At 72.2% G+C, this 25,844-nt stretch carries 22 protein-coding genes and 1 pseudogene; 10 read left to right on the plus strand and 13 right to left on the minus strand.

What is annotated here, in order from left to right; translation table 11 throughout:
- From Sspor_RS35595 to Sspor_RS35620, 6 genes and pseudogenes are all read right to left on the minus strand, one after another.
- Nucleotides 1-1,116, minus strand: a complete 1,116-nt coding sequence (locus Sspor_RS35595; RefSeq protein ID WP_202198328.1) for an IS110 family RNA-guided transposase — start codon at nucleotides 1,114-1,116, stop codon at nucleotides 1-3.
- Nucleotides 1,117-1,331: 215 nt separating this feature from the next.
- Nucleotides 1,332-1,802: pseudogene (locus tag Sspor_RS35600) on the minus strand (transposase); the annotation flags it as partial.
- A 196-nt stretch (nucleotides 1,803-1,998) separates the two neighbouring features.
- A complete protein-coding gene (gene exaC / locus Sspor_RS35605; RefSeq protein ID WP_202202780.1) occupies nucleotides 1,999-3,522 on the minus strand; it encodes an acetaldehyde dehydrogenase ExaC in 1,524 nt (507 codons plus the stop codon).
- Between the two features lie 53 nt (nucleotides 3,523-3,575).
- Nucleotides 3,576-4,880: a GAF domain-containing protein gene (locus tag Sspor_RS35610; RefSeq protein ID WP_202202781.1), complete on the minus strand. Its 1,305-nt coding sequence runs from the start codon at nucleotides 4,878-4,880 to the stop codon at nucleotides 3,576-3,578.
- Nucleotides 4,881-5,046: 166 nt separating this feature from the next.
- On the minus strand, nucleotides 5,047-6,363 hold the full coding sequence (locus tag Sspor_RS35615; RefSeq protein WP_202202782.1) for an SWIM zinc finger family protein: 1,317 nt from the start codon (nucleotides 6,361-6,363) through the stop codon (nucleotides 5,047-5,049).
- Nucleotides 6,360-9,371 (minus strand): SCO1167/SCO6262 family helicase, encoded by a 3,012-nt coding sequence (locus tag Sspor_RS35620; protein ID WP_237404173.1) that lies wholly within the window; start codon nucleotides 9,369-9,371, stop codon nucleotides 6,360-6,362. The genes Sspor_RS35615 and Sspor_RS35620 overlap by 4 nt, the downstream gene beginning before the upstream one ends.
- A 195-nt stretch (nucleotides 9,372-9,566) precedes the next feature.
- Between Sspor_RS35620 and Sspor_RS35625 the strand changes: the two genes are divergently transcribed.
- Nucleotides 9,567-9,749 (plus strand): tail-anchor membrane protein, encoded by a 183-nt coding sequence (locus Sspor_RS35625; RefSeq protein ID WP_202202783.1) that lies wholly within the window; start codon nucleotides 9,567-9,569, stop codon nucleotides 9,747-9,749.
- A 106-nt stretch (nucleotides 9,750-9,855) separates the two neighbouring features.
- On the opposite strand, the gene Sspor_RS35630 is transcribed toward Sspor_RS35625, so the two are convergent.
- Complete coding sequence (locus Sspor_RS35630; protein ID WP_202204056.1) at nucleotides 9,856-10,854, minus strand: polyprenyl synthetase family protein; 999 nt, start codon at nucleotides 10,852-10,854, stop codon at nucleotides 9,856-9,858.
- 274 nt (nucleotides 10,855-11,128) lie between these two features.
- Nucleotides 11,129-11,917 (minus strand): hypothetical protein, encoded by a 789-nt coding sequence (locus Sspor_RS35635; RefSeq protein ID WP_202202784.1) that lies wholly within the window; start codon nucleotides 11,915-11,917, stop codon nucleotides 11,129-11,131.
- Between the two features lie 132 nt (nucleotides 11,918-12,049).
- Here Sspor_RS35635 and Sspor_RS35640 point away from each other — a divergent pair, with 132 nt between their 5' ends.
- Nucleotides 12,050-12,967 carry an oxygenase MpaB family protein gene (locus tag Sspor_RS35640; RefSeq protein ID WP_202204057.1) on the plus strand — a complete coding sequence of 306 codons (918 nt, stop codon included), beginning with the start codon at nucleotides 12,050-12,052 and terminating at the stop codon, nucleotides 12,965-12,967.
- Nucleotides 12,968-13,018: 51 nt separating this feature from the next.
- Here the strand turns inward: Sspor_RS35640 and Sspor_RS35645 are convergent, their stop codons facing one another.
- The gene (locus Sspor_RS35645; protein WP_202202785.1) at nucleotides 13,019-13,618 is read right to left on the minus strand and encodes a class I SAM-dependent methyltransferase; all 600 of its coding nucleotides are present in this window, start codon (nucleotides 13,616-13,618) and stop codon (nucleotides 13,019-13,021) included.
- A gap of 216 nt (nucleotides 13,619-13,834) precedes the next feature.
- On the opposite strand from Sspor_RS35645, the gene Sspor_RS35650 reads away from it, so the two are divergent.
- The 5 genes from Sspor_RS35650 to Sspor_RS35670 all read left to right on the plus strand — a co-directional run bounded on the left by Sspor_RS35650 (nucleotide 13,835) and on the right by Sspor_RS35670 (nucleotide 18,925).
- Nucleotides 13,835-14,614: an MHYT domain-containing protein gene (locus Sspor_RS35650; protein ID WP_202204058.1), complete on the plus strand. Its 780-nt coding sequence runs from the start codon at nucleotides 13,835-13,837 to the stop codon at nucleotides 14,612-14,614.
- Between the two features lie 186 nt (nucleotides 14,615-14,800).
- Nucleotides 14,801-17,425, plus strand: a complete 2,625-nt coding sequence (locus Sspor_RS35655; protein WP_202202786.1) for a sensor histidine kinase — start codon at nucleotides 14,801-14,803, stop codon at nucleotides 17,423-17,425.
- The gene (locus Sspor_RS35660) at nucleotides 17,425-17,868 is read left to right on the plus strand and encodes a roadblock/LC7 domain-containing protein (RefSeq protein ID WP_202202787.1); all 444 of its coding nucleotides are present in this window, start codon (nucleotides 17,425-17,427) and stop codon (nucleotides 17,866-17,868) included. Before Sspor_RS35655 ends, Sspor_RS35660 begins: the two co-directional genes overlap by 1 nt.
- A 17-nt stretch (nucleotides 17,869-17,885) precedes the next feature.
- Complete coding sequence (locus Sspor_RS35665; protein ID WP_202202788.1) at nucleotides 17,886-18,266, plus strand: DUF742 domain-containing protein; 381 nt, start codon at nucleotides 17,886-17,888, stop codon at nucleotides 18,264-18,266.
- Nucleotides 18,263-18,925, plus strand: coding sequence for a GTP-binding protein (locus Sspor_RS35670; RefSeq protein ID WP_372499584.1), 663 nt, complete (start codon nucleotides 18,263-18,265; stop codon nucleotides 18,923-18,925). The genes Sspor_RS35665 and Sspor_RS35670 overlap by 4 nt, the downstream gene beginning before the upstream one ends.
- Nucleotides 18,926-19,008: 83 nt before the next feature.
- On the opposite strand, the gene Sspor_RS35675 is transcribed toward Sspor_RS35670, so the two are convergent.
- Entirely contained in the window at nucleotides 19,009-19,446 is a 438-nt protein-coding gene (locus Sspor_RS35675; RefSeq protein WP_202202789.1) for a PPOX class F420-dependent oxidoreductase, read from the minus strand.
- A 107-nt stretch (nucleotides 19,447-19,553) separates the two neighbouring features.
- Here Sspor_RS35675 and Sspor_RS35680 point away from each other — a divergent pair, with 107 nt between their 5' ends.
- Together Sspor_RS35680 and Sspor_RS35685 are read left to right on the plus strand one after the other, a co-directional pair.
- Nucleotides 19,554-19,952, plus strand: a complete 399-nt coding sequence (locus Sspor_RS35680) for a roadblock/LC7 domain-containing protein (protein WP_189734290.1) — start codon at nucleotides 19,554-19,556, stop codon at nucleotides 19,950-19,952.
- Nucleotides 19,953-20,065: 113 nt separating this feature from the next.
- Nucleotides 20,066-20,881, plus strand: a complete 816-nt coding sequence (locus Sspor_RS35685; protein WP_202202790.1) for a DUF6397 family protein — start codon at nucleotides 20,066-20,068, stop codon at nucleotides 20,879-20,881.
- On the opposite strand, the gene Sspor_RS35690 is transcribed toward Sspor_RS35685, so the two are convergent.
- From Sspor_RS35690 to Sspor_RS35700, 3 genes are all read right to left on the minus strand, one after another.
- A complete protein-coding gene (locus tag Sspor_RS35690) occupies nucleotides 20,845-21,246 on the minus strand; it encodes a YchJ family protein (RefSeq protein WP_202202791.1) in 402 nt (133 codons plus the stop codon). The two genes, Sspor_RS35685 and Sspor_RS35690, sit on opposite strands and share 37 nt — an antisense overlap.
- Before the next feature lie 8 nt (nucleotides 21,247-21,254).
- On the minus strand, nucleotides 21,255-22,178 hold the full coding sequence (locus Sspor_RS35695; RefSeq protein ID WP_202202792.1) for an acyl-CoA thioesterase: 924 nt from the start codon (nucleotides 22,176-22,178) through the stop codon (nucleotides 21,255-21,257).
- An 88-nt stretch (nucleotides 22,179-22,266) separates the two neighbouring features.
- Complete coding sequence (locus Sspor_RS35700) at nucleotides 22,267-24,789, minus strand: DEAD/DEAH box helicase (RefSeq protein WP_030009150.1); 2,523 nt, start codon at nucleotides 24,787-24,789, stop codon at nucleotides 22,267-22,269.
- A 144-nt stretch (nucleotides 24,790-24,933) separates the two neighbouring features.
- Between Sspor_RS35700 and Sspor_RS35705 the strand changes: the two genes are divergently transcribed.
- A complete protein-coding gene (locus tag Sspor_RS35705; protein WP_202202793.1) occupies nucleotides 24,934-25,725 on the plus strand; it encodes a metal-dependent hydrolase in 792 nt (263 codons plus the stop codon).
- Nucleotides 25,726-25,844: the final 119 nt, after the last annotated feature.

A 25,844-nucleotide genomic window follows, 5' to 3' on the forward strand; every position in this document is an offset into this window, starting at 1 on the left:
TCAACCGGTTGCGGGGAGAGGGCTTGGCCAGGTGCGGCGGCGAGCGTCGTCTCTCCACATGTGGCGGATGATGACGTTGGCGAGCTGACGCTTGTGGGCTCGGCGGGCTTCGCGTTTCGTCTTGTTCTCCGCGATCTTCCTCGCGACGTAGGAACGTGCCGGCTCGTGGCATCTGACCTGCGTGACGTGCACGATGTGAAGAATCGAGTTCACGTTCCGGTTGCCGCCCACGTCGAGGCGATGCCGCCGCACCGGCCCGTGGCCCTCTCCGGACGAAAGAGCGATGGGGGCCGACCCGCACCAGCGGGCGAACTGCGCCTCGGTGGTGAACCGGCCGGGATCTCCGACCTCGACCAGCAGGTCCATAGCGGTGACTGCTCCTATGCCGCAGAGCTCGGTGAGAGTACAGCCGAGCCGCTCCAGCAGGGGCGGGATCCTCTTGTCCAGGGCCTTGATCCTGCAGGTCAGCTGGCGGATGTCGTCCAGGGCCGCCTGCAGACGATCCAGCCGCACCTGGTCAACGGCGGCCAGCCCGTCCCACTGGCCGGCGGAAGTCTCGAGCATTTCGAGCTGTGGCAGAACCCGGCTGGTTGAGGGAAGCTGCGACCGCAGGCTCAGGGGGAGCGAGACCAGGACCGCTTCTGCTTCAGTAAGCTGCCGCACGCGCTGCAAGATCAGTGACTTGCGCCAGTCATGCACTGCAGTGAGCTCTTCCCAGGCCGCCTCGGGGGCCGCGTGCTTCCCGGCGGGCGGCAACTGGGGATCGGCCAGGGTCTCGCGCGCGATCGCCTCGGCGTCCTCGATGTCGGTTTTCGCGCGGCGTCGGCGCCTACGGCGTTCGGCCGTACGGTTCGGCTGCACCTCGCGCACGTCGTATCCAGCCGCGGAGAGTGCCACGGCCACTGGTTGGCCCAGCGCGGCAGATCCCTCGACACCGATGCGATCGATGACCAGCTCAGTGTCGGTAAGGAACTCCAAAAGGTCGTTGATCCCCGCCGTGGTCACCGGGACGGAGACCACATCGACCAGGTGCCCGTGGCTGTCGACGACCGCCAACGTTGCGCTGTGCTTGTGGGGGTCTATCCCGCCCACACCATGCCGTACTTCCAACTCCACTGCCCCTCCCGGGAACCGGCTACCGTGGGAACGCGGGCCTCGTGCTGCCGGCAGATCTGGGTTGAGTCGGACAGGCTCTCTTCAAGCCAGGCACTCGAGGCCCGCGCTCACGGAACCGCCCGACACTTCGAATCCAGGGCAACCCATCGGGCGCCAATCGCGTTCAGAGTCAGAGCGGACCGCTTTGAGCGCCGCCCAGGGTAGCTACTCCCTGACCGGTAGCGGCAGTACAACACCCAGATCGCGTTGGTGGTGCAGACGATGCGGCGGATCTCAGTGTCGAACCGGAGAAATGGCGTGAACTCCTCCCAGGCGTTCTCCCCCAGGCGCACGATCGCCGGATTCTTCCGGCCCCAGGCGTCGGCGAACTCGGCGAACCGCTCCAGGGCCGCGTCCTCGGTCGCGGCGGTGTAGACGGGCTTGAGGAGCTTGGCGATCTTGTCCCAGTCCTGGCGGGCGGCGTAGCGGAAGGAGTTCCGCAGCAGGTGGACCACGCAGGTCTGGACGGTGGTGCGGGGCCAGACCGTCTCGACGGCTTCCGGCAGGCCCTTCAGGCCGTCGCAGACGAGCATGAGGACGTCGTTCACGCCGCGGTTCTTGATCTCGGTGAGGATGTGCATGATCCGGACCGGGCCGGTTTCCTCACCGCCCTCGCCGCTGCCCGGGGCCAGCTCGTCCTTGCCGCCGGCGTCACACCGGCACCGACATCGACCTCGTCGGCGCCATCCTCGCGCTGGCCCGTGCACGGCCCGGATCTTCTGTGTGAAGTGGGATATCGGAGGCAAGCGAACTCTGGAAATCATGCGATTTCGTAGCTGGCCGGAGACCAGGGTGCGGTGCCTGACGGGGCCTTTATGCAGGTTAGGCGTGGTCCTCAAGTTCTCAGAAGAAGCCAATCTTCTTTGGTGAATAACTTACTAATAAGTTCTTGGTCTGCTGGTAGTGCTCCAGCATCATCTTGTGGGTTTCGCGGCCGATGCCCGACTGCTTGTAGCCGCCGAAGGCGGCGTGGGCCGGGTACGCGTGGTAGCAGTTCGTCCAGACACGGCCCGCCTGGATCGCGCGGCCCGCGCGGTAGGCGGTGTTGATGTCCCGCGTCCAGACTCCCGCGCCCAGACCGTACGCCGTGTCGTTCGCGATCCGGACGGCGTCCTCGAAGTCCTGGAAGGAGGTCACGGACAGCACCGGCCCGAAGATCTCCTCCTGGAAGATCCGCATGCGGTTGTCGCCCTCGAAAATGGTCGGCTGCACGTAGAAGCCGCCCGCGAGGTCGCCCTCCAGCTGTTGCTGCTCGCCGCCCGTGAGGACCTTCGCGCCCTCCTGCCTGCCGATCTCCACGTACGACAGGACCTTCTTCAACTGCTCCTCGGAGGCCTGCGCTCCGATCATCGTGTCCGTGTCCAGCGGATGCCCCGGCACGATCAGTTCGGTACGGGCCACGGCCGCGTCGAGGAAGTCCCCGTACCGGCCCCGCTCGATCAGGGCGCGCGACGGGCTCGTGCACACCTCGCCCTGGTTGAGGGCGAACATGGTGAAGCCCTCCAGCGCCTTGTCGCGCAGGTCGTCGTCCCTCGACCAGATGTCGTCGAAGAAGAGGTTCGGGCTCTTGCCGCCGAGCTCCAGGGTGACCGGCTTCAGGTGCTCGGCCGCGTACTGCATGATCAGCCGCCCCGTGGCCGTCTCCCCCGTGAAGGCGATCTTCGCCACCCGCGGGCTGGACGCGAGCGGCTTGCCCGCCTCCTCCCCGAAGCCGTTGACGATGTTGACCACGCCCGGCGGCAGCAGGTCCGCCACCAGGCCCAGCCAGTAGTGGACGGAGGCCGGGGTCTGCTCGGCCGGCTTGAGGACGACGGTGTTTCCAGCCGCCAGCGCCGGGGCCAGCTTCCACACCGCCATCAGGATCGGGAAGTTCCACGGGATGATCTGCCCGACCACGCCCAGCGGCTCGTGGAAGTGGTACGCGACGGTGTCGTCGTCGAGCTGGCTCAGCGCTCCCTCCTGCGCGCGCAGGGCTCCCGCGAAGTACCGGAACTGGTCGACGGCCAGGGGCAGGTCGGCCGCCAGGGTCTCCCGCACCGGCTTGCCGTTCTCCCAGGTCTCCGCGACCGCGAGGGCCTCCAGGTTCTGCTCCGTCCGGTCCGCGATGCGCAGCAGGATCGACGACCGCTCCGTGACCGAGGTACGTCCCCAGGCGGGCGCCGCCGCGTGGGCCGCGTTCAGCGCCCGCTCCACGTCCTCGGAGGTGCCCCGCGCGACCTCCGTGAAGACCTGGCCGTTGACGGGGGAGGTGTTCTCGAAGTACCGGCCGCGGGCGGGCGGAACGTACTCGCCGCCGATGAAGTGGTCGTAGCGGGGTGCGTACGACATCAGCGCCCCCTCGGTACCGGGCGCAGCGTAACGGGCCATGTGTCCTCCCCTTGCCGGGCGCCGGCCGCCGTCGGACAGCGCTCGGACGGAGGCTAGGAGCGGGCAGGTTGCGGATACGTTGCACGCCGCCCGCGCGACCCCGGACGCGCGCCGAGCTCCCGGTCCAGGGCGTGGACGCGGGCCAGCGCGGCCGGTCGGCGCTCCGGTGGCAGGGCGGCCGCCAGGGCCCGCCACGCCTCGGGGTCGTCCGCGCCCCAGGGGCTGCACACCCAGTCGGTCAGCAGTCCGGCATCGGCCCGCGCGATCACGGCCGCCCGTGCCTGTTCCTCGATCCGTCGGCGCAGCCGGATGACACCGGGTGCGGCGGAGGCCGGCAGCAGGGGCCCGGGGTAGTGGTGGAGCGCCGCGGACACCGCCCCGGCGGCCAACTGCCTGGTCAGTGAGGTGAAATCTGCTTCCAGCGGACCGGCCGGGCGGTACGGGCGCGAAAGCGGCGCCGACGGCCCCAGCAGGGCGCGCAGCCGGGACATCTCGGCGCGCAACGTCACCGGCGACACCGACTCGTCCTCGTACAGGGCGATCGCCAACTCCTCGCCGGACAAGCCCTCGGGATGGTGCGCGAGCAGCACCATGATCTCGCTGTGCCGCCGCCCCAGCCGGAGCTTGCGTCCGGCGGTGACCAGCAGCGCCTCGTCCTCGCCGAGCGCGGCGAGGGTGTCCGCGGCGGCCCGTCGATCCGGTTCGAGCAGGGTCAGCTGGGCTTCGGCCGCCCGGGCCACCGCCTGTACGAAGCCGAGGGAGTGCGGGTGGGCCAGGCCGTCGCCCCCGGTGATGTCCACCGCGCCCAGCAGTCTGCCCGTCCGCGGATCGCTCACCGGGGCCGCCGCGCAGGTCCACGGGTGCGCCCGGCGGCTGAAGTGCTCGGCCCCGAAGACCTGCACGGGGGTGCCCGTCGCGACCGCCGTCCCCGGGGCGTTGGTCCCCATCGCCCTCTCCGCCCAGTGCGCTCCCGGGACGAAGCCCAGGCCCTCGGCCCGGCGCAGGGTGCCCGGTTCGCCCTCCACCCACAGCAGGCTGCCGCGCGCGTCGCACACCGCCAGCAGATGTGCCCCGTGCGCGGCGAACGCCCCGACGAGATCCCGGAACAGCGGCATCACCCGGGCCAGCGGGTGCGCCTCGCGGTACGACCGCAGATCCGCCTCCGCCAGCTCCACCCGGGGAGCGCACTCCGGGCTGAGCCGGGCCCGCGCGCACCGCCGCCAGGACCGCGCGATGACCGCCCGTACGGGAGCCTCGACCCGTCCGTCCCTGGTGAACGCGGCATGCGCCCGCCGTAGTTCCCGCGTGCGCGCGGCCGGATCGGCCCCGCCCGGCAGCGCCACCGACGGATCGCCCATGTCATCCTCCCGTGGTGCCGCGGTACGGAGCTGTGGAGCTACGGAGCTGTGGAGTTACGGAATTGCGGAGCTACGGAGCGCTCCCATCGTCGTCCCGGCTCCGGGTCCCGGCAAGCCGTACGTCGGCCAGGGCGCCGGCGGTACGCGGCCCGCGCGGGGCCGAAACTCATGGGGCGGGATCGGCCTCCAGTGCCGACCCGGGGTCCGGGGCGGACGGGCCCGACGGGATCCAGCGGCCCGCCTCGCGGCGGTACGGCCACCAGCGCCCCTCCCGGCCCAGCCGGAGCTGGCGGCCGGTGCCCGCCTCCGTCCAGCGGGCGCGGACCCGGCGGAGCACCGGCGCCTCACCGTCCGCGAAGGCCGCGGCCAGGGCGGCCCGGGCGCGGGCCAGTGTGGTCCGGTCCGGCGTCCAGTCGTCCTCCAGCGCCGCGAGGCCCGGGGCCGCGCCGAAGCCCCAGGCGCGTACGGCCAGTTCCATATCGGCCCGGCTGCGCCCGGTAGCCGCCGCCAGGCGGGACCGGACCCGGAAGTCGCCTGCCTCGACCGTGAGTCGTACGGCGTCCTCGGCGAGCGTGAGGGAGGCCGCCTGAGGGCGATCGGCGTGTCCCGGAGCCAGGGCCTCCGCCAGCCGCCGATGGGCCTCGGCCGCTGCCGCCTGGGCGAGGAACTCCACCGCGTCCACGTCCAGATGTGGTTCCGGATCGACCTCGGTGTCCAGCGTGGGCGGCTGACCCGGTGCCTGTGGCAGCCCCGGCAGCGGGGGCAGCGCAGCCGGCCGGATGCGGGCCGTCGCGAAGACCTCCGCCGCCGGGACCCCCTCGTCGGCGGGCGCTCGTGGAGCCTCTGGATCCGTATCCGCGTCCGTGCCCGTATCCGATTCCGCCTCGGCGCCGGCCGCCGTCGTGCTCCGCTCCGCCAGTTCGGCCACCAGCTCCCGTTCGCCCCGGCCCCGCAGGAGCAGCAGCACGAAGGGGTCCTGGTCCAGCAGCCGGGCCATCTGGTAGCAGAGCGCGGCCGTGTGCGGGCAGTGGTCCCACTCGCCGCAGTCGCAGCGCGGATCGAGGTCGCCGATGCCGGGCAGCAGGTCTACCCCGGCCGCCGCCGCGTCCTCGGCGAGCTCCGGCGGTACCTCCCGGTCCAGCAATGCCGCGATGTACCCGGCCTCCGCGACCGCCAGATCCAGCAGGCGGTCCCATTCCGCTTCCGTGAACTCCTGTACCAGTACGTCCGTTCGGTGCGCCGTTCCGTCCGGGTCGCGCACCACCGCGGTGAGCCCGCCGGGGCGGACCGACACCGCGCCGACCGCGCCCGAGCGCGCGTACCGGCGGCCGTGCTTGACCTGCGTCCCGTCGAGCGCGCTGTCCTCCAGGGCGCGCAGCCAGGCATGGCCCCACCAGGTCCGGGCGAAGCCGCGGCCGGGGTCGGGCGCCGCCGCCGGGAAGATCTTCTCGTACGGGTCTCGGTCTCGGTCCCGGCTGTTCATCGCTCGCTCCCCGCGTGCGCGGCCGGGCGCAGCGCCACGAGCTCGGCCAGTTCGGCATCGGTCAGTTCGGTCAGCGCGCTCTCGCCGCCCGCGAGGACGGCGTCGGCGAGGGCGCGTTTGTGCGCGAGGAGCTGCGCGATCCGGTCCTCGACGGTGCCCTCGGCGATGATCCGGTGGACCTGTACGGGCTGGGTCTGGCCGATGCGGTAGGCGCGGTCGGTGGCCTGCTCCTCGACGGCCGGGTTCCACCAGCGGTCGAAGTGGATGACGTGCCCGGCCCGGGTGAGGTTCAGCCCGGTGCCCGCCGCCTTCAGGGACAGCAGGAAGACGGGGACCTCGCCCGCCTGGAAACGGTCGACGAGCTCCTCACGGCGCGGCACCGGAGTCCCCCCGTGCAGGAACTGCGAGACGATCCCGCGGCCAGTCAGATGCTTCTCCAGGATCCTGGCCATCGCCACGTACTGGGTGAAGACCAGGACCGAGCCGCCCTCGGCCAGGATCGTGTCGAGGAGTTCGTCGAGGAGCTCCAGCTTTCCGGAGCGTCCGCCGTCGCCACCGGCCGCCTTCGCGCCGCGCTCCGCCGGACTGTGTTCGCGCAGGTAGTGGGCCGGATGGTTGCAGATCTGCTTGAGGGAGGTCAGCAGCTTGACCACCAAGCCGCGCCGTTCCATCCCGTCCGCTTCGGAGATCGCGGCGAGGGTCTCGCGTACGACCGCCTCGTAGAGCGAGGTCTGTTCGCGGCTGAGGGCGACGGTGTGGTCGGTCTCGGTCTTGGGCGGCAGCTCGGGGGCGATGCCGGGGTCGGACTTCTTGCGACGCAGCAGGAACGGCCGCAGGAGCGCCGCCAGCCGGGCTGCTGCCTGCGGGTCGCGGCCGCTCTCGACGGGGTCGGCGTAGCGGGAGCGGAAGGTGCCGAGGCGGCCGAGGATCCCCGGCGTGGTCCAGTCGAGGACGGCCCACAGCTCGGAGAGGTCGTTCTCGACCGGGGTGCCGGTCAGGGCCACGCGCGCCGCGGCCGGGATGGTGCGCAGGGCCTTGGCGGTGGAGGAACGCGGGTTCTTGACGTGCTGGGCCTCGTCGGCCACGACCATGCCCCAGCCGATGGAGGCGAGTACGGGCGCGTCCAGTCGCATGGTGCCGTAGGTGGTGAGGACGAACCCGCCGGTGGGCCCGGTGGGCCCGGTGGGCTCGCTGAGTCCGGTGAGGCTGCGGCCCGGGCCGTGGAAGCGGCGCACGGGGGTGCCGGGGGCGAACCTCTCGATCTCCCGCTGCCAGTTGCCCAGCAGCGAGGCCGGGCACACCACCAGGGTGGGTCCGGCGGTTCCGGCTCCGGTTCCGGCTCCGGGTTCGTGGGCCTCGGGCCGGTTGCGGTGCAGGTGGAGCGCGATGAGGGTGACGGTCTTGCCGAGGCCCATGTCGTCGGCGAGGCAGGCGCCGAGGCCGAGCGAGGTCATCCGGGCCAGCCACCGCAGGCCGCGCAACTGGTAGTCGCGCAGGGTGGCCCGCAGCTCCGGCGGCGGGCCGGGGGCGTCGGCCTCCTGCGGATCGGCGGTGAGGCGTGCGCGCAGGCCTTCCAGCGGACCGGTGGCCTCCACGTCGACCCGCTTGCCGTCGATCTCCGCCGACCCGGTGAGTACGGCGGCCAGCGCGTCCGCGGCGGCGATGCTGTGGTCCTGGCGGGCGCGGGCCCGGCGGGCCGCGGCGGGATCGACCAGGACCCACTGGTCACGCAGCCGGACCAGGGGGCGCTTCGCCTCGGCGAGCCGGTCGAGTTCGGCGCGGGTGAGATCGCCCTGGTCGCCGAGGGCGTGGCGCCAGCTGAAGGAGAGCAGGGCGCCGGGGGAGAGCAGACCGGAGGGGCGGGCGCTCGCGGCGGTGCCGTCGGGGGAGCCGAGGACGGGCCGGGCGCTCAGGTCCCGCACGAGCCCGCGCGGCCAGTGCACCTGGACCCCGTCGGCGGCCAGGGCGGTGGCGGCTTCGCCGAGCAGCTCCGTGACCTCCTCGTCGGCGAGTTCGACCGCGTCCGGTACGGCCGCGCCGAGCAGTGGGGCGAGCGGGGGCCACAGGCGGGAGGCGCGGCGCAAGGCGCGGAGGGCGTCCAGCCGGGCGCCGGGCGGGAAGGCTGCCGCGGCGGCTCCGGATCCGGCCCATACGTCGGCGGCATCGGCGACGAGGGCGGCATCGGCCGGGCTGTGCATCTGCAGGACGGCCCGGAAGGCGGGGGCGGCCTCGGAGGGCTGCTCCGCGGCGGCCGCGTCGAGGGCTTGGTCGAGCTCGATCCGCAGGGAGATCCGTACCCCGGCGTCATGGCCGGCGGCCACCTCGGCGGCCCATCCGCGCAGTTCGGGGTGGAGCCGGGGCGGGCGGTCGGCGTACGCGGGGCCACCGGCGGCCGCGAGGGCGGCGGGGGAGCGGGGGAGGGTGTCGGCGACGGCGTCGAGGAAGCCCCGCAGCAGCGGCTCCGGCGCGGGCAGCCGGGGGGGCCCGTCGGCGTTCAGCGGCACGCAGTGGGCGGTGGGCGGCATGGCGGCGGCCAGTTCCCGGACCTCGTCGAGGTCGGCGGCGTCCAGCGGACCGATCCTCCAGGCGTCGTGACCGGCGCGGCTCAGCCCGGGCAGGAGCTGCCCGCGCGCGGCGAAGCGCAGGGCGAGCAGTGCGGCTGCGCCCCAGAAGGCCGTGGCGGAAGCACCGGTTCCGTCGGTGGTGCGGGTGGCGGTCGCCTCCTCGGCCGCCGCGGCGCGGGCGCGGGTGAGCAGGGGCAGCGCTTCGTCCATGGGCAGGACGAGCGCGACCACGGTGGCCCGGCGGAGGTCGGGGGTGACGACGGTGAGCTCCTCGAAGCCGCCGGTGCGGGACGGGGTGCCGGCACCGGCAGTGGTACCGGCGTCGTCACCAGCACCGGGGGCCCCGCCGGCTGTCCGCCACAGGGCGATGCGGCCGCCGCGGGCCGGGTCGGCGGGAAGGAACACGGCGTGGTGGTGGATGAGGTCGGAGATCTCGGAGAGCACGCATTCCTCAAACTTGACTACTGGGGACGGGGTGGCCGAGGGTACCCCACCGAAGGCGCCCGACGGCGCCCGACGGCGCGGGCGCGGCCGTGACCCGGGTCACGTGCGAAGTCGTTCGGGTGCACGGGAACGCGCGGTCGTGACGGCACGTTGAGCGGGGTAGTAGTGGTCGACGGCAGAAGGAGGTGTCCGCAGATGTCAACGAGCGGAAAGATCGCGGTTGCCGGAGTCGTGGCAGCCATCGTGCTGTTCTGGACCGTGGGGTTCTGGGCGGGCCTGCTGGTCCTGATCGGCGTACCAGTCGCCGCCTACCTCCTGCTGGACTCCTCCCAGCGGCGTCGTCTTCGGGGTATATCCAGGAAGCAGATCGGCCGCTGACCGCGGCCGGTGCGCGGTCGCCCGGCGGGGCGGCCGGGCTCCGGCTTCGGCGCGGAGCCCGGCAGGTGCGGTCGTGGGGCGGGATCCGCCCGGGGCGGCGGCCGGGTCAGGCGGCGCCGCTCACGACGGCCGGGGCGAGATCCGCTTCGAGCAGCATCTGGGACGCGTGGTCCACGAGGTGCCGGAGCACCGGGGAGTAGGTCTCGTCGCCGCCCAGTACGTCCAGGATGCGGTGGGCCTCGGCGCGGAAGACGTCGATCTCCGCCCGGTACCGGTCGAGGGCGGTGGGCGTCCGCAGCAGGGCTTCGAGTTCCGCTCTGGCCTGATGTGAGCGCCCGGCGGCGGCGCACAGGCCCAGAATGTACTCCCGGGAATCGGGCGCGGCGTCCTCGACGACGGAGGCGAGGAGATAAGTGACCGTGCCGTTGAGGAGGTCCTCGTTACGGCCGGAAATGATGTCTTCCTGGTCGTTGAAGATTTGCCAAAGTATGCCGAAGACGTAGCCGAACTCGCGCCACAGTTCCACCTTCTCGGCCGTCGTTCCCGAGAATATCGCGGCCATTGCCGTGATCATTCCGAAGGGCGCGCCGGATTTGCCACGGTACGTCTCGACCACCGATTTCCGCGAGGCGCTGCAGATGTCCCCGCGCATGTCGTCGACCTGGCCGTCGACGCCGATGATCCAGCCGTTCAGGATCTCGGTTATCAGCGCGCTGCGCGCCGACTCCGGGAGATCTTGCGACAGGAGTATCTGGATGGGGAGCGAGTTTCCCGTGATGACGGATGCGAGCAGGGCTTCGTTCTCGGTGAGCTCACCGCAGATGGAGGCGCCGTTGGCGTCCGCCAGGTCGTCGAGGTAGCAGGCGGAGGTCCACCACAGGAGGTGCACGGCGGACAGCGGAATGGCCGGCCTCGGATTACCCGTCTCCATGCCGTGCGTGAGGAGCGGCAACACCGACAGGGGATGTCTCAGTTTGCGCTGTTCCAAGAGCTTGGCCACGGTGTTCCTGGTCGTGCCCGCCAGGGAGCCGAGGTGCTCCAGTGCGGTGTCGATCTCCGCGTCGATGTCCTGCGAGACTTCACGGTGCAGGTCCAGGTAGGACATGGAATTCAAGAATGGCCTCCGTCGTGGAATGGGCCGAAGGCGCGGGGGTGCGCCTTTGAGCCGCGTGACTGGCCGATTCGATCATTCCGCTGGAAGGGGATCCAGAGCGATTTCCAGCCTCGTTGGCTGATTCATTTCGGGTGTGACAGGTCTGGACGGCCCGTGCCCGGAAGCCGGGCACCGACGGACCGCTCGGTATGGAATGCGTGTCAGGACCGCCGCCCCCGTAGCTTCTGTCGCTCCGGTCGCCGCCGTCGCCCGCTCCGGCTCGCGCTCACGACGGTCGTACCGCGATGGCGTCCAGCGCCGTCAGCAGGTCCGGCAGGTCCGGGAGGTCGGAATCCCCCTCGCGGGGGACCGCGAGCACCTCGCTCGGTTCCTCGTCCAGCAGGACGAAGGCGGCCTCGCCGGTCCGTGCCACCAGTGACCAGCCGGGCCCGTCCACCCGCAGCGTGCGGACCCCCTCGCCGGCGAACGAGGACCGCACCCGGCCCGGCGGTGGCGGGGACTTCGTGTATCCCGCGGCCTCCTCCAGTGCCCGCGCGAGCCCGGGGTGCGCGGCGGCCGCCGCCCCGCCGTCCGTGGCCACGCGCTCCCGCCAGTCCGCCCACTCCCGCGCGATCTGGTCCGCGCCCATCCGCCGCTGCACCGGACCCCAGGCCTCCGCCGAGGGCGGGGCGAGCGGGACCCGCCCCGTACCGTCCGCTCCCTGCTCGGGATCGTGCGGCTCCGGGATCCCCGACGCGGCCACCGACAACTCCAGCGGCCAGCCCGCCAGCGAGACCACGATCGTCCGCTCGTCCGGGGACAGGTCGTATTCCATCCCGCAGTCCCAGGAGGCGATGGCCGTCGCGACGAGCGAGACGTCGTCCACGACGACCGTCCAGCGCGCCCCCTCCTCGTCCTGGCCGAGCACCAGCCCGTACCCGTCCCCGCCCGGCGCCACGCCCAGCAGCGAGCACGCCTCCGGGAAGTCGTCGCCCAGGATGCTGGGGAACTGTGCCGGGGTCAGCAGCACAGCGGTCAGCACGTACAGCGAGCCGCCACCCTCGTCGTCGGACACCTGGCCTCCTGGTAGCTCTCTCGTCGGCGCACCTTAACCAGCGGGTAACCCGCCCGTCGAGAGCCTGCGGGACACGATTTCCAAGGCTGCTACCTGCACGTAGAGTTGGGAACCCGCCACAGAAAGGGACACCTGGTGCAGCGATACGATCGGCTGAGGGAGATCCTCCGTCTCGATCCCGACAAGGATTTCCTCGCCATCTACCGGCTCACCGCCACCTACGAGTTCCCCTGGGACTTCAGCCGCGCCCTGGAACTCGCCCTGTTCCGGACATATGCCGTCCCGAGCATCGGTGGCCTGCTGGCCGAGACGGCCGAGTTCACCGAGCGGACCCAGAAGCGCTACGACGACACCGCGCTGCTCCTGGACGCGGTCGTCGAGCACGGCTTCGAGAGTGACACCGCCCGCACCGCGATCCGCCGCGTCAACCAGATGCACCGCAGCTACGACATCTCGAACGAGGACATGCGCTATGTCCTGTGCACCTTCGTGGTGATTCCGGCGCGCTGGCTGGACGCCTACGGCTGGCGTCCGCTGACCCACCACGAGCGCCGGGCCTGCGCGAACTACTACGCCGCCCTCGGCCGCCACCTGGGCATCACGGACATCCCGGGCTCGTACGAGGAGTTCGAGGCCACCCTCGACGCCTACGAGGAGGCCCACTTCGGCTGGGACGAGGGCGCCCGCAAGGTCGCCGACTCCACCCTGGACCTCATGGCCTCCTGGTACCCGGCGCCGGTCGCCCCCGCCGTGCGGCGCGCGAGTCTCGCCCTCCTCGACGAGCCGCTCCTGGGCGCCTTCCGGTACGAGGCCCCGCGCGCCCCGGTCCGGCGCCTCGTCGAGGGCGCCCTGTGGCTGCGCGGCCGCGCGGTGCGGCTGCTGCCCCCGCGCCGGAACCCGCACTACGCCCGCCAGAACCCGGAGATCAAGGGCTATCCGGACGGCTACGACGTGGGTGAGCTCGGCACGTTCCCCGTGCCCGGCTCGGGCGGCTGCCCCGTTCCGCATCCCCGCCGGCCCGCCGGAGCCGAGGCCCAGCCTCCGGCCTGATCCCGGGCACCTCCGCGGACCCGGGGTGCGGGGCCGACGTACAGGCGTATGTCACGGGTGACGTACGGCGAGCGCCAGAAAACGGTCGTCGTCGTCGGCGTACGAGGTCATGTCCCAGCCCGAACCGGTGAGCAGCGGGCCGAGGTTGTGCTCGGCCCGCATGTCGTCCGGGGTCAGCTCGCGGCCGTGGCGCGCGGCGAGGGCCGCTCGCCCGATCGGGTGGAAGAGCGCGAGCGCGCCACCGGGGCGGACCACCCGGGCGAGCTCGTGCAGGTTCGCCCCCGGGTCGGGCAGATGGGCGATGAGCCCGGCGGCGAACACCGCGTCGAGCACCTCGTCGCGCAGCGGCAGCCGGGCCACGTCGGCCAGCAGCAGGGCGCCCTCCGCGTCCCGGCCCGCCTGCCGTGCCGCGGCCAGCATCTGCGGGGTGAGGTCCACGCCCAGCACGGTCCCGGCGGGTCCGACGGCGGCCCGCAGTGCGGTCATGGCCCGCCCGGTGCCGCAGCCCGCGTCGAGCACGCGGTCCCCGGGACGCAGTCCGAACTCGGTCACCGCGGTGGTGAACGCGGGTCCGTCCCCGGGGAACCTGCGGTCCCAGTCGGCCGCGCGCGCCCCGAAGAACTCCTGCACGTGTGTGTGGTCTTCGCTCATGCGCCCATGATCCCCCACCGCCCTCCGCGTCTCCGCCCCTCCGTCCACGTGCCTGCGGGTGCTGCGGGCCCTGCGGGCGGCCCCCTGCGCAAGCTGGCACGTGGTGCGATCGAAGATGAACGTAGCTCTGTCATATTCCAGCAGTTCCAACTGCTTTCGGAATGCGCCCCCTGTTCGCGCCCTCACCCGGACTAGCGTCCGGTGGCCATGGAACACCTGGGACATCTGGACCACGCCGCCTATGGGTGGCTGACACCCGCGCTGTCATATGTGATGGCATCGATCGGCGCCGCCCTCGGGCTGCGCTGCACCGTCCGTGCGCTCGCCACGACCGGAGCCTCCCGCCGCAACTGGCTCCTCGCCGCGGCCTCCGCCATCGGCACCGGCATCTGGACCATGCACTTCGTCGCGATGCTCGGCTTCGAGGTCACGGGCACCGAGATCCACTACAACGTGCCGCTCACGATCCTCAGCCTGCTCGTCGCCATGCTGGTCGTCGGAGCCGGAGTCTTCGCCGTCGGCTACGGCAGGGACCGCAACCGGTCCCTCGTGCTGGGCGGCCTCACCACCGGACTCGGCGTCGCCAGCATGCACTACCTGGGCATGGCGGCCCTGCGCCTGCACGGCGACGTCTCCTACGATCCGCTCACCGTCGGACTCTCCGTCGCCATCGCGGTGATCGCGGCGACCGCCGCCCTGTGGGCCGCGCTCAACATCAAGTCACCGGTGGCGGTCGCCGTCGCCTCGCTCGTCATGGGCGCCGCCGTCAGCAGCATGCACTACACGGGGATGATGGCCGTCGCCGTGAGCGTCAGCCCCTCGGACGCGACCCTGCCCGGGGCCACGGCCATGCAGTTCATCTTCCCGCTCGCCGTCGGCCTGGGCTCGTACCTGTTCATCACCGCCGCCTTCGTCGCGCTCTCCCCGACGGTCGACGGGCGGGCCGCCTCCGTTTCCGCCCGGCACCTGGGGGAGCCCACGGTGACCGCCCACTGACCGGACACCGGTCGCGCACCGACCGGGCTGATCCTGCCGCACCGCACCGCACTGCAGGCACCCCACCGCACCGCACGGCCGTGCGCCGGCCGTCACCCCATCCCCACCGTCGCATCACCGCAACCACCCCCACCGCATCCCCCGCCGCACCGCACACCCGTAGGCACCGCCCGGAACGAGGAGCCCATGCGAACACCCCGCAGAAGACCGGAAGCAGCGGCGCCGAGGCTGCCCGCGCCCCCGGCACGCGGCCGCCGGGCCCACGCCGGGCCGCCGGCCGAGGAGCCTGCGGAGATCCGGGACCACCAGCCCCACCCGCCCGCCGCGCGCGCGAGCGGATCCCGGCCGCGGTTGCGGCTGCGCCCCGCCACCGTCCGCGCGAAGATCGTCTCGCTGCTGATGGTCCCCGTCGTGTCGCTCCTCGCCCTCTGGGCCTTCGCCACGGTCAACACCGCCCAGGACATCGCCCGGCTCAGCCGGGTCCACCAGGTCGACGCCGAGATACGCACGCCCGTCGCCGCCGCCGTCACCGAACTCCAGGCCGAACGGCGCGCAGCCGTCCGCCTCCTCGCCGACCCCGCCGCCGACCCGAGCGTCCTGGACCAGCAGGCCCGCCGGACCGACACCGCCGTGCGGCGGCTGCGGCTCGGCGACCAGCACACCGTCGCCGACTCCGGCGACTACCGTTCCGACATCGTGGTCCGGCTGGAGGCGTTCGTCGCCGCCGCCGAGGGCCTCGGCTCGGCGCGCAAGGACATCACCGACCGCCGCGCCACCCCCGAGGCGGCCTACGCGATCTACAGCCGCGTGGTCGACTCCGCCTTCGCCGCCTCAGGCGCCCTGACCGGCGGAGAGAAGGCCGAACTCGGACCCGACGCCCGGGTCCTGCTCGAATTCTCCCGCGCCGCGGAACTGCTGTCCCGGGAGGACGCACTGCTCGCCGCCCCCGGTCCGCGCACGGCCGAAACGCTTCGGCAACTGACCGGCGCCGTCGAGGCCCGCCGCGCTCTCACCGACTCCGCCGCCCGCGACCTCCCCGCCGCCCAGCAGGCCGTCTGGGAGTCCGCCGCCAAGAGCGCCGCGTACGCCGACCTCACCGGAGCCGAGGACCGGGCGCTGTCCGCAGGCACCTCCAAGGAGAGCCGCGGGGTGCCCGCCGGATGGGAGGCCGCCCACAACGCCATCGCCTCCTCGATGCGGGAGGTCGAGGCGGCCGTACACGCCACGGGCACCGAGCGGGCCGATCCGTTCACCGAAGGGGCGCTCACCCCCGCCGGGGCCGCCGTGCTCCTGGGCCTGGCGGCCGTCGCCGCCTCACTCGTCATCTCGGTCCGGATCGGCCGGGCCCTGGTCGTCGAACTCGTCTCGCTGCGCAACACCGCCCTGGAGATCGCCCACCGCAAACTCCCGCAGGCGATGGAGCGGCTGCGTGCCGGTCAGGAGATCGACGTCGCGGCCGAGACCCCGCCCGGGCCCCCGGCCGAGGACGAGATCACCCAGGTCGGCGAGGCGCTCGGCACCGTTCACCGTGCCGCGCTCAGTGCCGCCGTCGAACGGGCCGAACTCGCCAGCGGCATCTCGGGCGTCTTCGTCAACCTCGCCCGCCGCAGCCAGGTCCTCGTGCACAAGCAGCTCACCCTGCTCGACTCGATGGAACGCCGTGCCGACGACCCGAACGAGCTCGGCGACCTCTTCCGCCTCGACCACCTGACCACCCGGATGCGCCGGCACGCGGAAAGCCTGATCATCCTGTCGGGTGCCACCCCGGGCCGGGCCTGGCGCATGCCGGTTCCGCTGACCAACGTCGTGCGGGCCGCCGTCTCCGAGATCGAGGACTACCCGCGGATCGAGGTCCGGCAGCTCGCGGAAGCCGCCGTGGTCGGGGGCGCCGTCGCCGACCTCACCCACCTGCTCGCCGAACTCATCGAGAACGCCGCCACGTTCTCACCGCCGCACACCAAGGTCCGGGTCAGCGGCGAGCCCGTCGGCACCGGTTACGTGCTGGAGGTCGAGGACCGCGGGCTCGGCATGGGTCCCGAAACCCTCGGCGACGCCAACCGGCGCATCGAGCAGTCCGAGTCCCTCGACCTCTTCGACAGCGACCGGCTCGGGCTCTTCGTGGTCAGCCGGCTCTCGGCCCGCCACGGAGTCAAGGTGCACCTGCGCACCTCGCCCTACGGCGGCACCACCGCGGTGGTGCTCCTGCCCAACTCCATGCTCCAGGGTGCGATCACGGCCGGAGGCCCCGCCGCCGCCCACGCCGCCGCTCACGACGCTGCCCCCGCCCAGGGCTCGGCCCCGGGCTCCGCCACGGCCCGGGGAGCCGCCCGGGCACCCCGCCCGGAGCCGTCGGCCGCCGCTTCGGGCGGGGCCTCGTCGCCGTCCGCCTCCTCCCCGGCGCCGAAGCCGGTCGCGCGGGCCGAACAGCCGCCCGCGATGGCCGTCGTACGGGAGGACGCGCAGCCCCCCGCTCCGGCCGGGGCCCCGGACCCCGTACGCGAGGAGCCGCGCCCGGCCCCGGTGGCTTCCCTCCGGCCGCGTGCCCCCGGCGGCGCGGGGGCCCGTACCCAGGCGGCCGCGGCGCCCCCGGCCTCGGTGACGGAACTGCCGCGCCGGGTGCGCCAGGCCAGCCTCGTCCCGCAGCTCCGGGAGGCCCCCGCCCCGAAGGCCCCGGCCTCGTCCCGGCTCCCCGAGGAGCCGTCGGGCCGCAGCCCGGAGCAGGCCCGGGACCGGATGGCGGCCTACCGGGCCGGCTGGGTCCGCGGCGCCCAGGAGAACTCCCCTCACGCAGGCAGCGAAGGAGAAGTGTGATGATCGAACACCAGAGGATCGACCTCGACGGCGTCCGCAGGTCCGGTGAACTGGACTGGCTGCTCGACGACCTCGTGCTCCGGGTCCGTGAGGTCCGGCACGCCGTGGTCCTCTCCAACGACGGCCTGGCGGTCGGCGCCTCCAGCGCACTGAGCCGGGAGGACGCCGAGCACCTGGCCGCGGTGGCCTCCGGCTTCCACAGCCTGGCCAAGGGCGCGGGACGGCACTTCCACGCCGGGGGCGTGCGCCAGACGATGGTCGAGATGGACGAGGGGTTCCTCTTCGTCGCGGCCGCCGGTGACGGTTCGTGCCTGGCCGTGCTCAGTGCCGCCAGTGCCGACATCGGCCTGATCGCCTACGAGATGGCCCGGCTGGTGAAGCGGGTCGGCGAGCACCTCTACACGCCGCCCCGGTTCGCGGCGCACCCGCCGGCCGCGGGCTGAGGGCGGCGGTCCGGCACATGAACGGCCAGTGGTACGACGCCGACGCGGGCCCACTCGTCCGCCCGTACGCCATGACCGGCGGGCGTACGAAGCCGGGACCCCACGGCGTCCGCTTCGACCTGATCGCGCTGGTCGCGGTCGACCCGGAGGGCACGGACGAGGCGGCCGAGTCCCTGATGGGCCCCGAACACCGGGCACTGCTCGGACTCTGCCGGTCCGAGACCCAGTCGGTGGCCGAACTCGCCGCCGACGCCGACCTGCCGGTGGGGGTGGTGCGGGTGCTGCTCGGGGACCTGCTGGAGGGCGGGCACGTCAAGGTCAGCCGGCCGGTGCCGCCCGCACAACTGCCGGACGAGCGGATTCTGCGTGAAGTCATCGAGGGATTGCGAGCGCTTTGATGGGACAGCATGACGACCGATCTGCCGGACCGGCCCCGGGCGTGGATCCCGGTCCCGGGGAGGACCCGGAACTGGCCGCACTCGCACTGAAGATCCTGGTGGCGGGCGGCTTCGGGGTGGGCAAGACCACGCTGGTGGGCGCGGTCAGCGAGATCCGGCCGCTGCGGACGGAGGAAGCGCTGAGCGAGGCGGGTGAACTGGTCGACGACACGGGCGGCGTGGACCAGAAGACGACCACGACCGTGGCCATGGACTTCGGGCGGATCACCATCCGCTCCGGCCTGTCCCTCTACCTGTTCGGCACGCCGGGGCAGGACCGGTTCTGGTTCCTGTGGGACGAGCTGTCGCAGGGCGCGCTGGGTGCGGTGGTACTCGCCGACACGCGGCGGCTGGAGGACTGCTTTCCGGCGGTGGACTACTTCGAGCACCGGCGCATCCCGTTCGTGGTGGCCGTCAACTGCTTCACGGACGCCCGGCGGTACGGGGCGCACGACGTGTCGCGGGCGCTGGACCTGGAGCAGGGGACACCGGTGGTGCTGTGCGACGCGCGCGACCGGGATTCGGGGAAGGAAGTGCTGATCAGGCTGGTCGAGTACGCCGGGCGGGTGCACACCGCCCGGCTGCTGGACTCGGTGGAGCCCCAGGCCGATTCCGTGTGAACCGGCCCGGTGGGCCCGGTGGAGGCGGTCGCTCCCGGTCGGCCCGGTCGGCCCGGTCGGCCCGACCGGGAGTCAGGGGCGGGTCATTCGGCGATACGGGCCTGGGCGATCACCTTGTCGATGGGAACCCTGACGAGGAGTTCGGTCGGGACGGCATTGCGGCGTCCGAAGGATTCGGCCTGTTCCTCGCCCATGTAGCGGGCGCCGATCCGGGTGGCCCAGGTGAGCAGTTCGTCCGCGTCGTCGGCGTACCCGGTGATCTCGGCGCGGCCCTGGAGGACGACGAAGGAGAAGGGCGGCCGGTCGTCGTCGACGCAGAGCGCGACCCGGCCGTCGCGGATGAGGTTGCGGCCTTTCACCGTGTCCTTTCCGGTGTTGAAGACGAAGGAATCGCCGTCGAGTACGAACCAGATAGGAGCGATGTGCGGGCTTCCGTCCTCGCGCACGGTGGAGAGCTTTCCGGTGCGGGTGGAGTGCGAGACGAACGCCCGCCATTCCTCTTGAGTCATCTTCTTCGCCATGGGGACATCCTCCTTGCCCGAAAGGCGCTGGTGGGGAAGGCTTGCGGCACGAGTACACGGGGGCGGGGCGCGGCCATGCGGCCGGCGTCGACGGGGAGGGGCTGGGAATGGCACTGGACAAGCAACTGGACTGGCTGCTGGACGACCTGACGCGCAGGGTCCAGCAGGTGCGGCACGCGGTGGTGCTGTCCAATGACGGCCTGGTCACGGGCGCGAGCGCGGGGCTGGCGCGGGAGGACGCGGAGCATCTGGCGGCTGTCGCGGCCGGTCTGCAGAGCCTTGCCAAGGGGTCCGGCCGCCACTTCCGGGCCGGCGAGGTGCGTCAGACGATGGTCGAGTACGACGAGGGAGCGCTCTTCGTCATGGCGGCGGGCGCGGGCAGCAGCCTGTGCGTGCTGAGCGCCGCCGAGTCCGACATCGGCCAGGTCGCCTATGAGATGACACTGCTGGTCAACCGGGTGGGCGAGCACCTGGGTGTCGCGGAGCGGCGCATCACCGGCGGCTGATCCGGTCCGGCTTGGGCGTCGCCCGGGGAGTTGTCCACAGGCCTCGCGGGGTGTCATCACGTCGAGTTACGGTCTTCACACAGAGTAATCACCGCTCGTGGGGGAGGACCGTAATGACGCAGGTGGGGACCGCACTTCGGGAGGATGCGGCCGGCGCAGTCGCCGTGGACGTGCTGCTGGGCGGGGTACAGGCCGCGGGTGAACTGGGTCTGAGCCGCCATGAGTTCGCCAGGGCCGTCCAGCTGGGGATCGTGCGGGCCGGGCCGCGCACGATCGGCGGGGCCGCGCGCTTCGCACGGGCCGAGCTGGACCGTGTCAGGTCGGCGGCGGGCCCGCCGGGCGCGCTGCGCGAGCGGGTCGAGACGGTGGCCGGGGCGCAGGCGGCGGCCGAGGTGGTGGGGGTCGGCCCGAGCCGGTTCACGCGGCTCGCGCGCTGCGGGCACGTGATCCCGGTCGGCTACCGGATCAACAGGTACCGGGCCGTGGTGTGGCTCTACCTGACCACGGAGCTACGGAGCTTCGCCGCGCGGGAGCCGGGAATGCTGAGCGGGATCGCGCCGTCGGCGGACAGGGAACTGATGGCGGCCGGGGCGGATCTGCGCCCCCGGAAGTGGCGCGGGCGGCATGTCGGGCTGCTGCTGGGACGAGCCGCCGACCCGTGGGAGCGCGCCGCCGTACTGGCTTCCGTACTCCCTGAGGCCGAGCTGCTGGAGACCGTGCCCGACCCGGCGGAGCGGATCGTCCTGGCCGCCCTCGGACCGCCCCCGCCCTACGGGCACCCGCAGGTTCCGGCGGCAGCCGCGGTGGCGACGGAGCTGCTGAAGGCCGGCCCGCCGGACGAGATCCACTGGTACCGGGCCAGCCTGGACTTCGCCCTGGTACAGGCGCGGGGTCAGTCGAAGTCGACGGGGGAGAGGGGGCCGACGTAGACCCAGGCTCCGGCCTCGCGGGAGAAGCTGCTGTGCTCGTGCAGCGAGCCGGTGTGCCGGCCCTCGCGGTAGTGGGCGCGGAACTCCACCGAGCCCTCCGTCTCGAACATCCCGCCGCGCTCGGTGGCGAGGATCTCCAGCCGCTCCCAGCGCTGTTCGGGATCCAGGTCGAGGCGGGCCGGACGGGTGGCGGGATGCCAGGAGCGCAGCAGGTAGGCGGTGTCGCCGACGGCGAAGGCGCTGAACCGGGAGCGCATCAGCCGCTCGGCGGTGGGCGCCGACCGGGCACCCGAGTGGAAGGGGCCGCAGCACTCCGCGTAGGAGGCGGGCAGCCCGCAGGGGCAGGGGACGGCAGGGGTGGGCATGGGTGTGCTCAGTTCTCCGGGGCGGGCTCGGACGGACGGGCTGCCTGGGCCGGCCGGGACGACGCGGCGGGGTACGGACGGAAGAGGCCCTCCTGGACCACGGACACCAGCAGTCTGCCCTCCTCGTCGTAGATGCGGCCCCGGGCAAGGCCCCGGCCGCCGTGCGCGATGGGCGACTCCTGGTCGTACAGGAACCACTCGTCCGCCCGGAACGGCCGGTGGAACCACATGGCGTGGTCCAGCGAGGCCATGTCGAAACCGCGCATGCCCCACAGGGGTTCCACCGGGATGCGCACGGCGTCGAGGAGGGTCATGTCACTTGCGTAGGTGAGGGCGCAGGTGTGGATGAGGGGGTCGTCGCCCAGCGGGCCGACCGCGCGCATCCACACCGCGCTGCGGGGATCGGATCCCTTGAGCTCCTCCGGAGTCCAGCGGAGCCGGTTGACGTACCGGATGTCGAAGGGCTGGCGGCGGGCCATCCGCTCCAGCGCCTCCGGCAGCGCCCCGAGGTGCTCGCGGATCTCGTCCGCGACCTTGGGGAGCGTGTCCGGGTGAGGGACGTGGTGAGGAGGCAGCTGGTGCTCGATGCCGCCCTCCTCGGGATGATGGAAGGAGGCGGTGAGATTGAAGATCGTCTTGCCCTGCTGGACCGCGGTGACCCGGCGCGTGGTGAAGGACCGCCCGTCGCGCACCCGCTCCACCTGGTACACGATCGGCACCCCGGGGATGCCGGGGCGCAGGAAGTACGCGTGCAGCGAGTGGACCGGGCGGTCGCTCTCGACGGTGCGCCCCGCGGCCACCAGCGCCTGGCCGGCGACCTGGCCGCCGAAGACTCGCTGGAGGGACTCCTGCGGGCTGGCGCCGCGGAAGATGTTGACCTCGATCTGCTCCAGATCGAGCAGATCGACCAGTCTCTCGGCGGGGTTCGTCATCAGAGGATCTCCACGGTCGGGTCCGGCGGGTCCGGCTGGGCCGGCAGGTCGGGCGGGTACGTCGGGTGCGGCGGGGTGCGGCGGACGGTCAGAGCGCTCCGAGCTCGCCGACCGAGGTGACCCGGATGACGGCCCGGCCCTCCTCGTCGGAGGCGGCCAGGTCGACCTCGGCGCTGATGCCCCAGCCATGGTCCCCGTTGGGGTCCGCGAAGGTCTGGCGGACGCGCCACAGGCCGTGCGCCGGGTCCTCCTCGATCTGCAGCAGCTTCGGGCCGCGCGCGTCGGGGCCGGTGCCCAGGTCGTCGTACTCGTCCCAGTACCCGTCCAGGGCCTCGCCCCAGGCGTCCGCGTCCCAGCCGGACTCGGAATCCAGCTCGCCCAGCACGTTGACGTGGTCGAGTGCGGCCAGCTCCACCCGGCGGAACATGGCGTTGCGGACCAGGACGCGGAAGGCGCGCGCGTTCGCGGTGACCGGCTTGACCTGGTCGGCCTTCTCCTGGGCCTGCTCCGCCGTCTCCACCTCCGGGTTCGCCAGCTGCTCCCACTCGTCCAGCAGGCTGGAGTCGACCTGGCGTACCAGCTCGCCCAGCCAGGCGATCAGGTCCTGGAGGTCCTCGGACTTGAGGTCGTCGGGGATGGTGTGGTCCAGCGCCTTGAACGCGCTCGCCAGGTAGCGCAGCACGATGCCCTCGGTGCGGGCCAGCTCGTAGAAGGAGGTGAACTCGGTGAAGGTCATCGCGCGTTCGTACATGTCGCGGATGATCGACTTCGGGGAGACCGGGTGGTCGCGGACCCACGGGTGGCTCTTGGCGTACACGTCGTAGGCGTGGGAGAGCAGCTCTTCGAGGGGCTTGGGATAGGTGACGTCCTGGAGCCGCTCCATCCGCTCCTCGTACTCGATCCCGTCGGCCTTCATCTGGCCGACCTGGATGCCGCGTTCCTTGTTCTGCTGGGCGGCGAGGATCTGCCGCGGGTCGTCCAGCGTGGACTCCACGACGGAGACCATGTCCAGCGCGTAGGAGGGGGACTCCGGGTCCAGCAGGTCGAAGGAGGCCAGGGCGAAGGTGGACAGCGGCTGGTTGAGCGCGAAGTCCTGCTGGAGGTCGACCGTGAGCCGGATGGTGCGGCCCTCCGCGTCCGGGGTGTCGAGCTTCTCGACCACCCCGCCGTCCAGCAGCGAGCGGTAGATCGCGATGGCCCGGCGGATGTGCCGCAGCTGGGCCTTGCGGGGCTCGTGGTTGTCCTCCAGCAGGTGGCGCATCGCCTGGAAGGCGTCGCCCGGCCGGGCGATGACCGACAGCAGCATGATGTTCGTGACCTTGAAGCGCGAGGTGAGCGCCTCCGGGTCGGCGGCGATCAGCTTCTCGAACGTGGTGTCCGACCAGGCGACGAAGCCCTCGGGAGCCTTCTTGCGCACCACCTTGCGGCGCTTCTTCGGGTCGTCGCCCGCCTTCGCGAGCGCCTTCTCGTTCTCGATGACGTGCTCGGGAGCCTGTGCGACCACATAGCCCGCGGTGTCGAAGCCGGCCCGGCCGGCGCGCCCCGCGATCTGGTGGAACTCCCGGGCGCGCAAGGTGCGGACGCGGTTGCCGTCGTACTTGGTGAGCGCCGTGAACAGCACCGTACGGATCGGGACGTTGACACCGACCCCGAGCGTGTCGGTGCCGCAGATGACCTTCAGCAGACCGGCCTGGGCGAGCTTCTCGACGAGGCGGCGGTACTTGGGCAGCATGCCGGCGTGGTGCACACCGATGCCGTGCCGGACGTAGCGGGAGAGGTTCTGGCCGAACTTGGTGGTGAAGCGGAAGTTGCCGATGAGATCGGCGATCTTGTCCTTCTCCTCGCGCGTGCACATGTTGATGCTCATGAGCGACTGCGCCCGCTCGACCGCCTGGGCCTGGGTGAAGTGCACGATGTAGACCGGCGCCTGCCGGGTCTCCAGCAGCTCGGTGATCGTGTCGGTGATGGGCGTGGTCACGTACTCGTACGAGAGCGGGACGGGCCGCGTCGCGGAGCGGACCACCGAGGTGGGCCGTCCGGTGCGCCGGGTGAGGTCCTCCTCGAACCGCTTCATGTCGCCGAGGGTCGCCGACATCAGGATGAACTGCGCCTGCGGCAGTTCCAGCAGCGGGATCTGCCAGGCCCAGCCGCGGTCCGGCTCGGCATAGAAGTGGAACTCGTCCATCACGACCTGGCCGATGTCGGCGTGCTTGCCGTCGCGCAGGGCGATGGAGGCCAGGACCTCGGCGGTGCAGCAGATCACCGGGGCGTCCGCGTTCACGGAGGCGTCACCGGTCAGCATGCCGACGTTCTCGGTGCCGAAGAGCTTGCACAGGTCGAAGAACTTCTCCGACACCAGCGCCTTGATCGGGGCGGTGTAGAAGGTGACCTTGTCCTGGGCCAGCGCGGTGAAATGCGCGCCGGCCGCGACCAGGCTCTTGCCGGAGCCGGTCGGGGTGGAGAGGATCACGTTAGCCCCGGAGACGACCTCGATGAGCGCCTCCTCCTGAGCCGGGTACAGGGTGATGCCCTGGTCCTCCGCCCACGAGGAGAAAGCCTCGAAGAGGGCGTCGGGGTCGGCGTTCGGCGGGAGCTGATCAATGAGGGTCACACCCCCCATCTTGCCTGGCTTCCCCCCGGATCAGGGAACCGGCGGACGGAACGAAGATCACCGACGGTACGCTGTGCCGTCGATGCGGCCCGAACGAAACAGTCGACCGGGCCCGACCACACACCACCGGGGCGGGAAACGACCATGATGGGTCCGGCGCACTCACTGTCCGGGGCAGCGGCCTGGCTGGGGGTGGGCGCGGCCACCGCGGCCGCCGGACACCCCATGCCCTGGCCGGTCCTCGTCGTCGGCGCGCTGATCTGCGCCGGGGCGGCTCTGGCCCCCGACCTCGATCACAAGTCGGCGACGATCTCGCGTGCCTTCGGCCCGCTCTCCAAGGGCGTGTGCGAGGTGGTCGACAAGATCTCCTACGCCGTCTACAAGGGCACCCGCTCCAAGAAGGACGCCCGCCGCACGGGCGGCCACCGCACCCTGACGCACACCTGGCTCTGGGCCGTGCTGATCGGTGGCGGTTCCTCCCTGCTCGCCGTCACCGCCGAGCGCTGGGGTGTGCTGGCGCTGCTCTTCGTGCACCTGGTGCTGGCGGTCGAGGGGCTGCTCTGGCGGGCCGCCCGGATGTCCAGCGACGTCCTGGTCTGGCTGCTCGGCGCGACCAGCGCGTGGATCCTGGCCGGGGTGCTCGACCAGCCCGGCAACGGGGCGAACTGGCTGTTCACCGGACCGGGCCAGGAGTACCTCTGGCTCGGCCTGCCGATCGTGCTCGGGGCGCTGGTCCACGACATCGGCGACGCCCTGACCGTCTCCGGCTGCCCGGTCCTGTGGCCGCTGCCGATCGCGGGCAAGCGCTGGTACCCGATCGGGCCGCCGAAGGCGATGCGTTTCCGGGCCGGCAGCTGGGTGGAGCTGAAGGTCCTCATGCCGGTGTTCATCCTGCTGGGCGGCTTCGGTGGAGCCTCGGCCCTCGGCTTCATCTGACACGGCCGGGCCACCGCACCCGAGGCGGTCTGTTCAGGCCCGCCCCGGCCGGTCATGATGTGGGCCGACGAGCCGTCAGTGCCGTCGGCTCGCGTCAGGACCCGGGGGGGATCCGTGCG

It is taken from the genome of Streptomyces spororaveus, assembly GCF_016755875.1.
Taxonomy (GTDB): Bacteria; Actinomycetota; Actinomycetes; order Streptomycetales; family Streptomycetaceae; genus Streptomyces; species Streptomyces spororaveus.

What these genes read in the sequence shown, in the direction of transcription:
- exaC (WP_202202780.1), bottom strand. Translation starts at nt 3,522, where the DNA reads ATGGCCCGTTACGCTGCGCCCGGTACCGAGGGGGCGCTGATGTCGTAC.
- Sspor_RS35610 (WP_202202781.1), bottom strand. Translation starts at nt 4,880, where the DNA reads ATGGGCGATCCGTCGGTGGCGCTGCCGGGCGGGGCCGATCCGGCCGCG.
- Sspor_RS35615 (WP_202202782.1), bottom strand. Translation starts at nt 6,363, where the DNA reads ATGAACAGCCGGGACCGAGACCGAGACCCGTACGAGAAGATCTTCCCG.
- Sspor_RS35625 (WP_202202783.1), top strand. Translation starts at nt 9,567, where the DNA reads ATGTCAACGAGCGGAAAGATCGCGGTTGCCGGAGTCGTGGCAGCCATC.
- Sspor_RS35630 (WP_202204056.1), bottom strand. Translation starts at nt 10,854, where the DNA reads ATGTCCTACCTGGACCTGCACCGTGAAGTCTCGCAGGACATCGACGCG.
- Sspor_RS35645 (WP_202202785.1), bottom strand. Translation starts at nt 13,618, where the DNA reads ATGAGCGAAGACCACACACACGTGCAGGAGTTCTTCGGGGCGCGCGCG.
- Sspor_RS35655 (WP_202202786.1), top strand. Translation starts at nt 14,801, where the DNA reads ATGCGAACACCCCGCAGAAGACCGGAAGCAGCGGCGCCGAGGCTGCCC.
- Sspor_RS35660 (WP_202202787.1), top strand. Translation starts at nt 17,425, where the DNA reads ATGATCGAACACCAGAGGATCGACCTCGACGGCGTCCGCAGGTCCGGT.
- Sspor_RS35665 (WP_202202788.1), top strand. Translation starts at nt 17,886, where the DNA reads ATGAACGGCCAGTGGTACGACGCCGACGCGGGCCCACTCGTCCGCCCG.
- Sspor_RS35675 (WP_202202789.1), bottom strand. Translation starts at nt 19,446, where the DNA reads ATGGCGAAGAAGATGACTCAAGAGGAATGGCGGGCGTTCGTCTCGCAC.
- Sspor_RS35680 (WP_189734290.1), top strand. Translation starts at nt 19,554, where the DNA reads ATGGCACTGGACAAGCAACTGGACTGGCTGCTGGACGACCTGACGCGC.
- Sspor_RS35685 (WP_202202790.1), top strand. Translation starts at nt 20,066, where the DNA reads ATGACGCAGGTGGGGACCGCACTTCGGGAGGATGCGGCCGGCGCAGTC.
- Sspor_RS35690 (WP_202202791.1), bottom strand. Translation starts at nt 21,246, where the DNA reads ATGCCCACCCCTGCCGTCCCCTGCCCCTGCGGGCTGCCCGCCTCCTAC.
- Sspor_RS35695 (WP_202202792.1), bottom strand. Translation starts at nt 22,178, where the DNA reads ATGACGAACCCCGCCGAGAGACTGGTCGATCTGCTCGATCTGGAGCAG.
- Sspor_RS35705 (WP_202202793.1), top strand. Translation starts at nt 24,934, where the DNA reads ATGATGGGTCCGGCGCACTCACTGTCCGGGGCAGCGGCCTGGCTGGGG.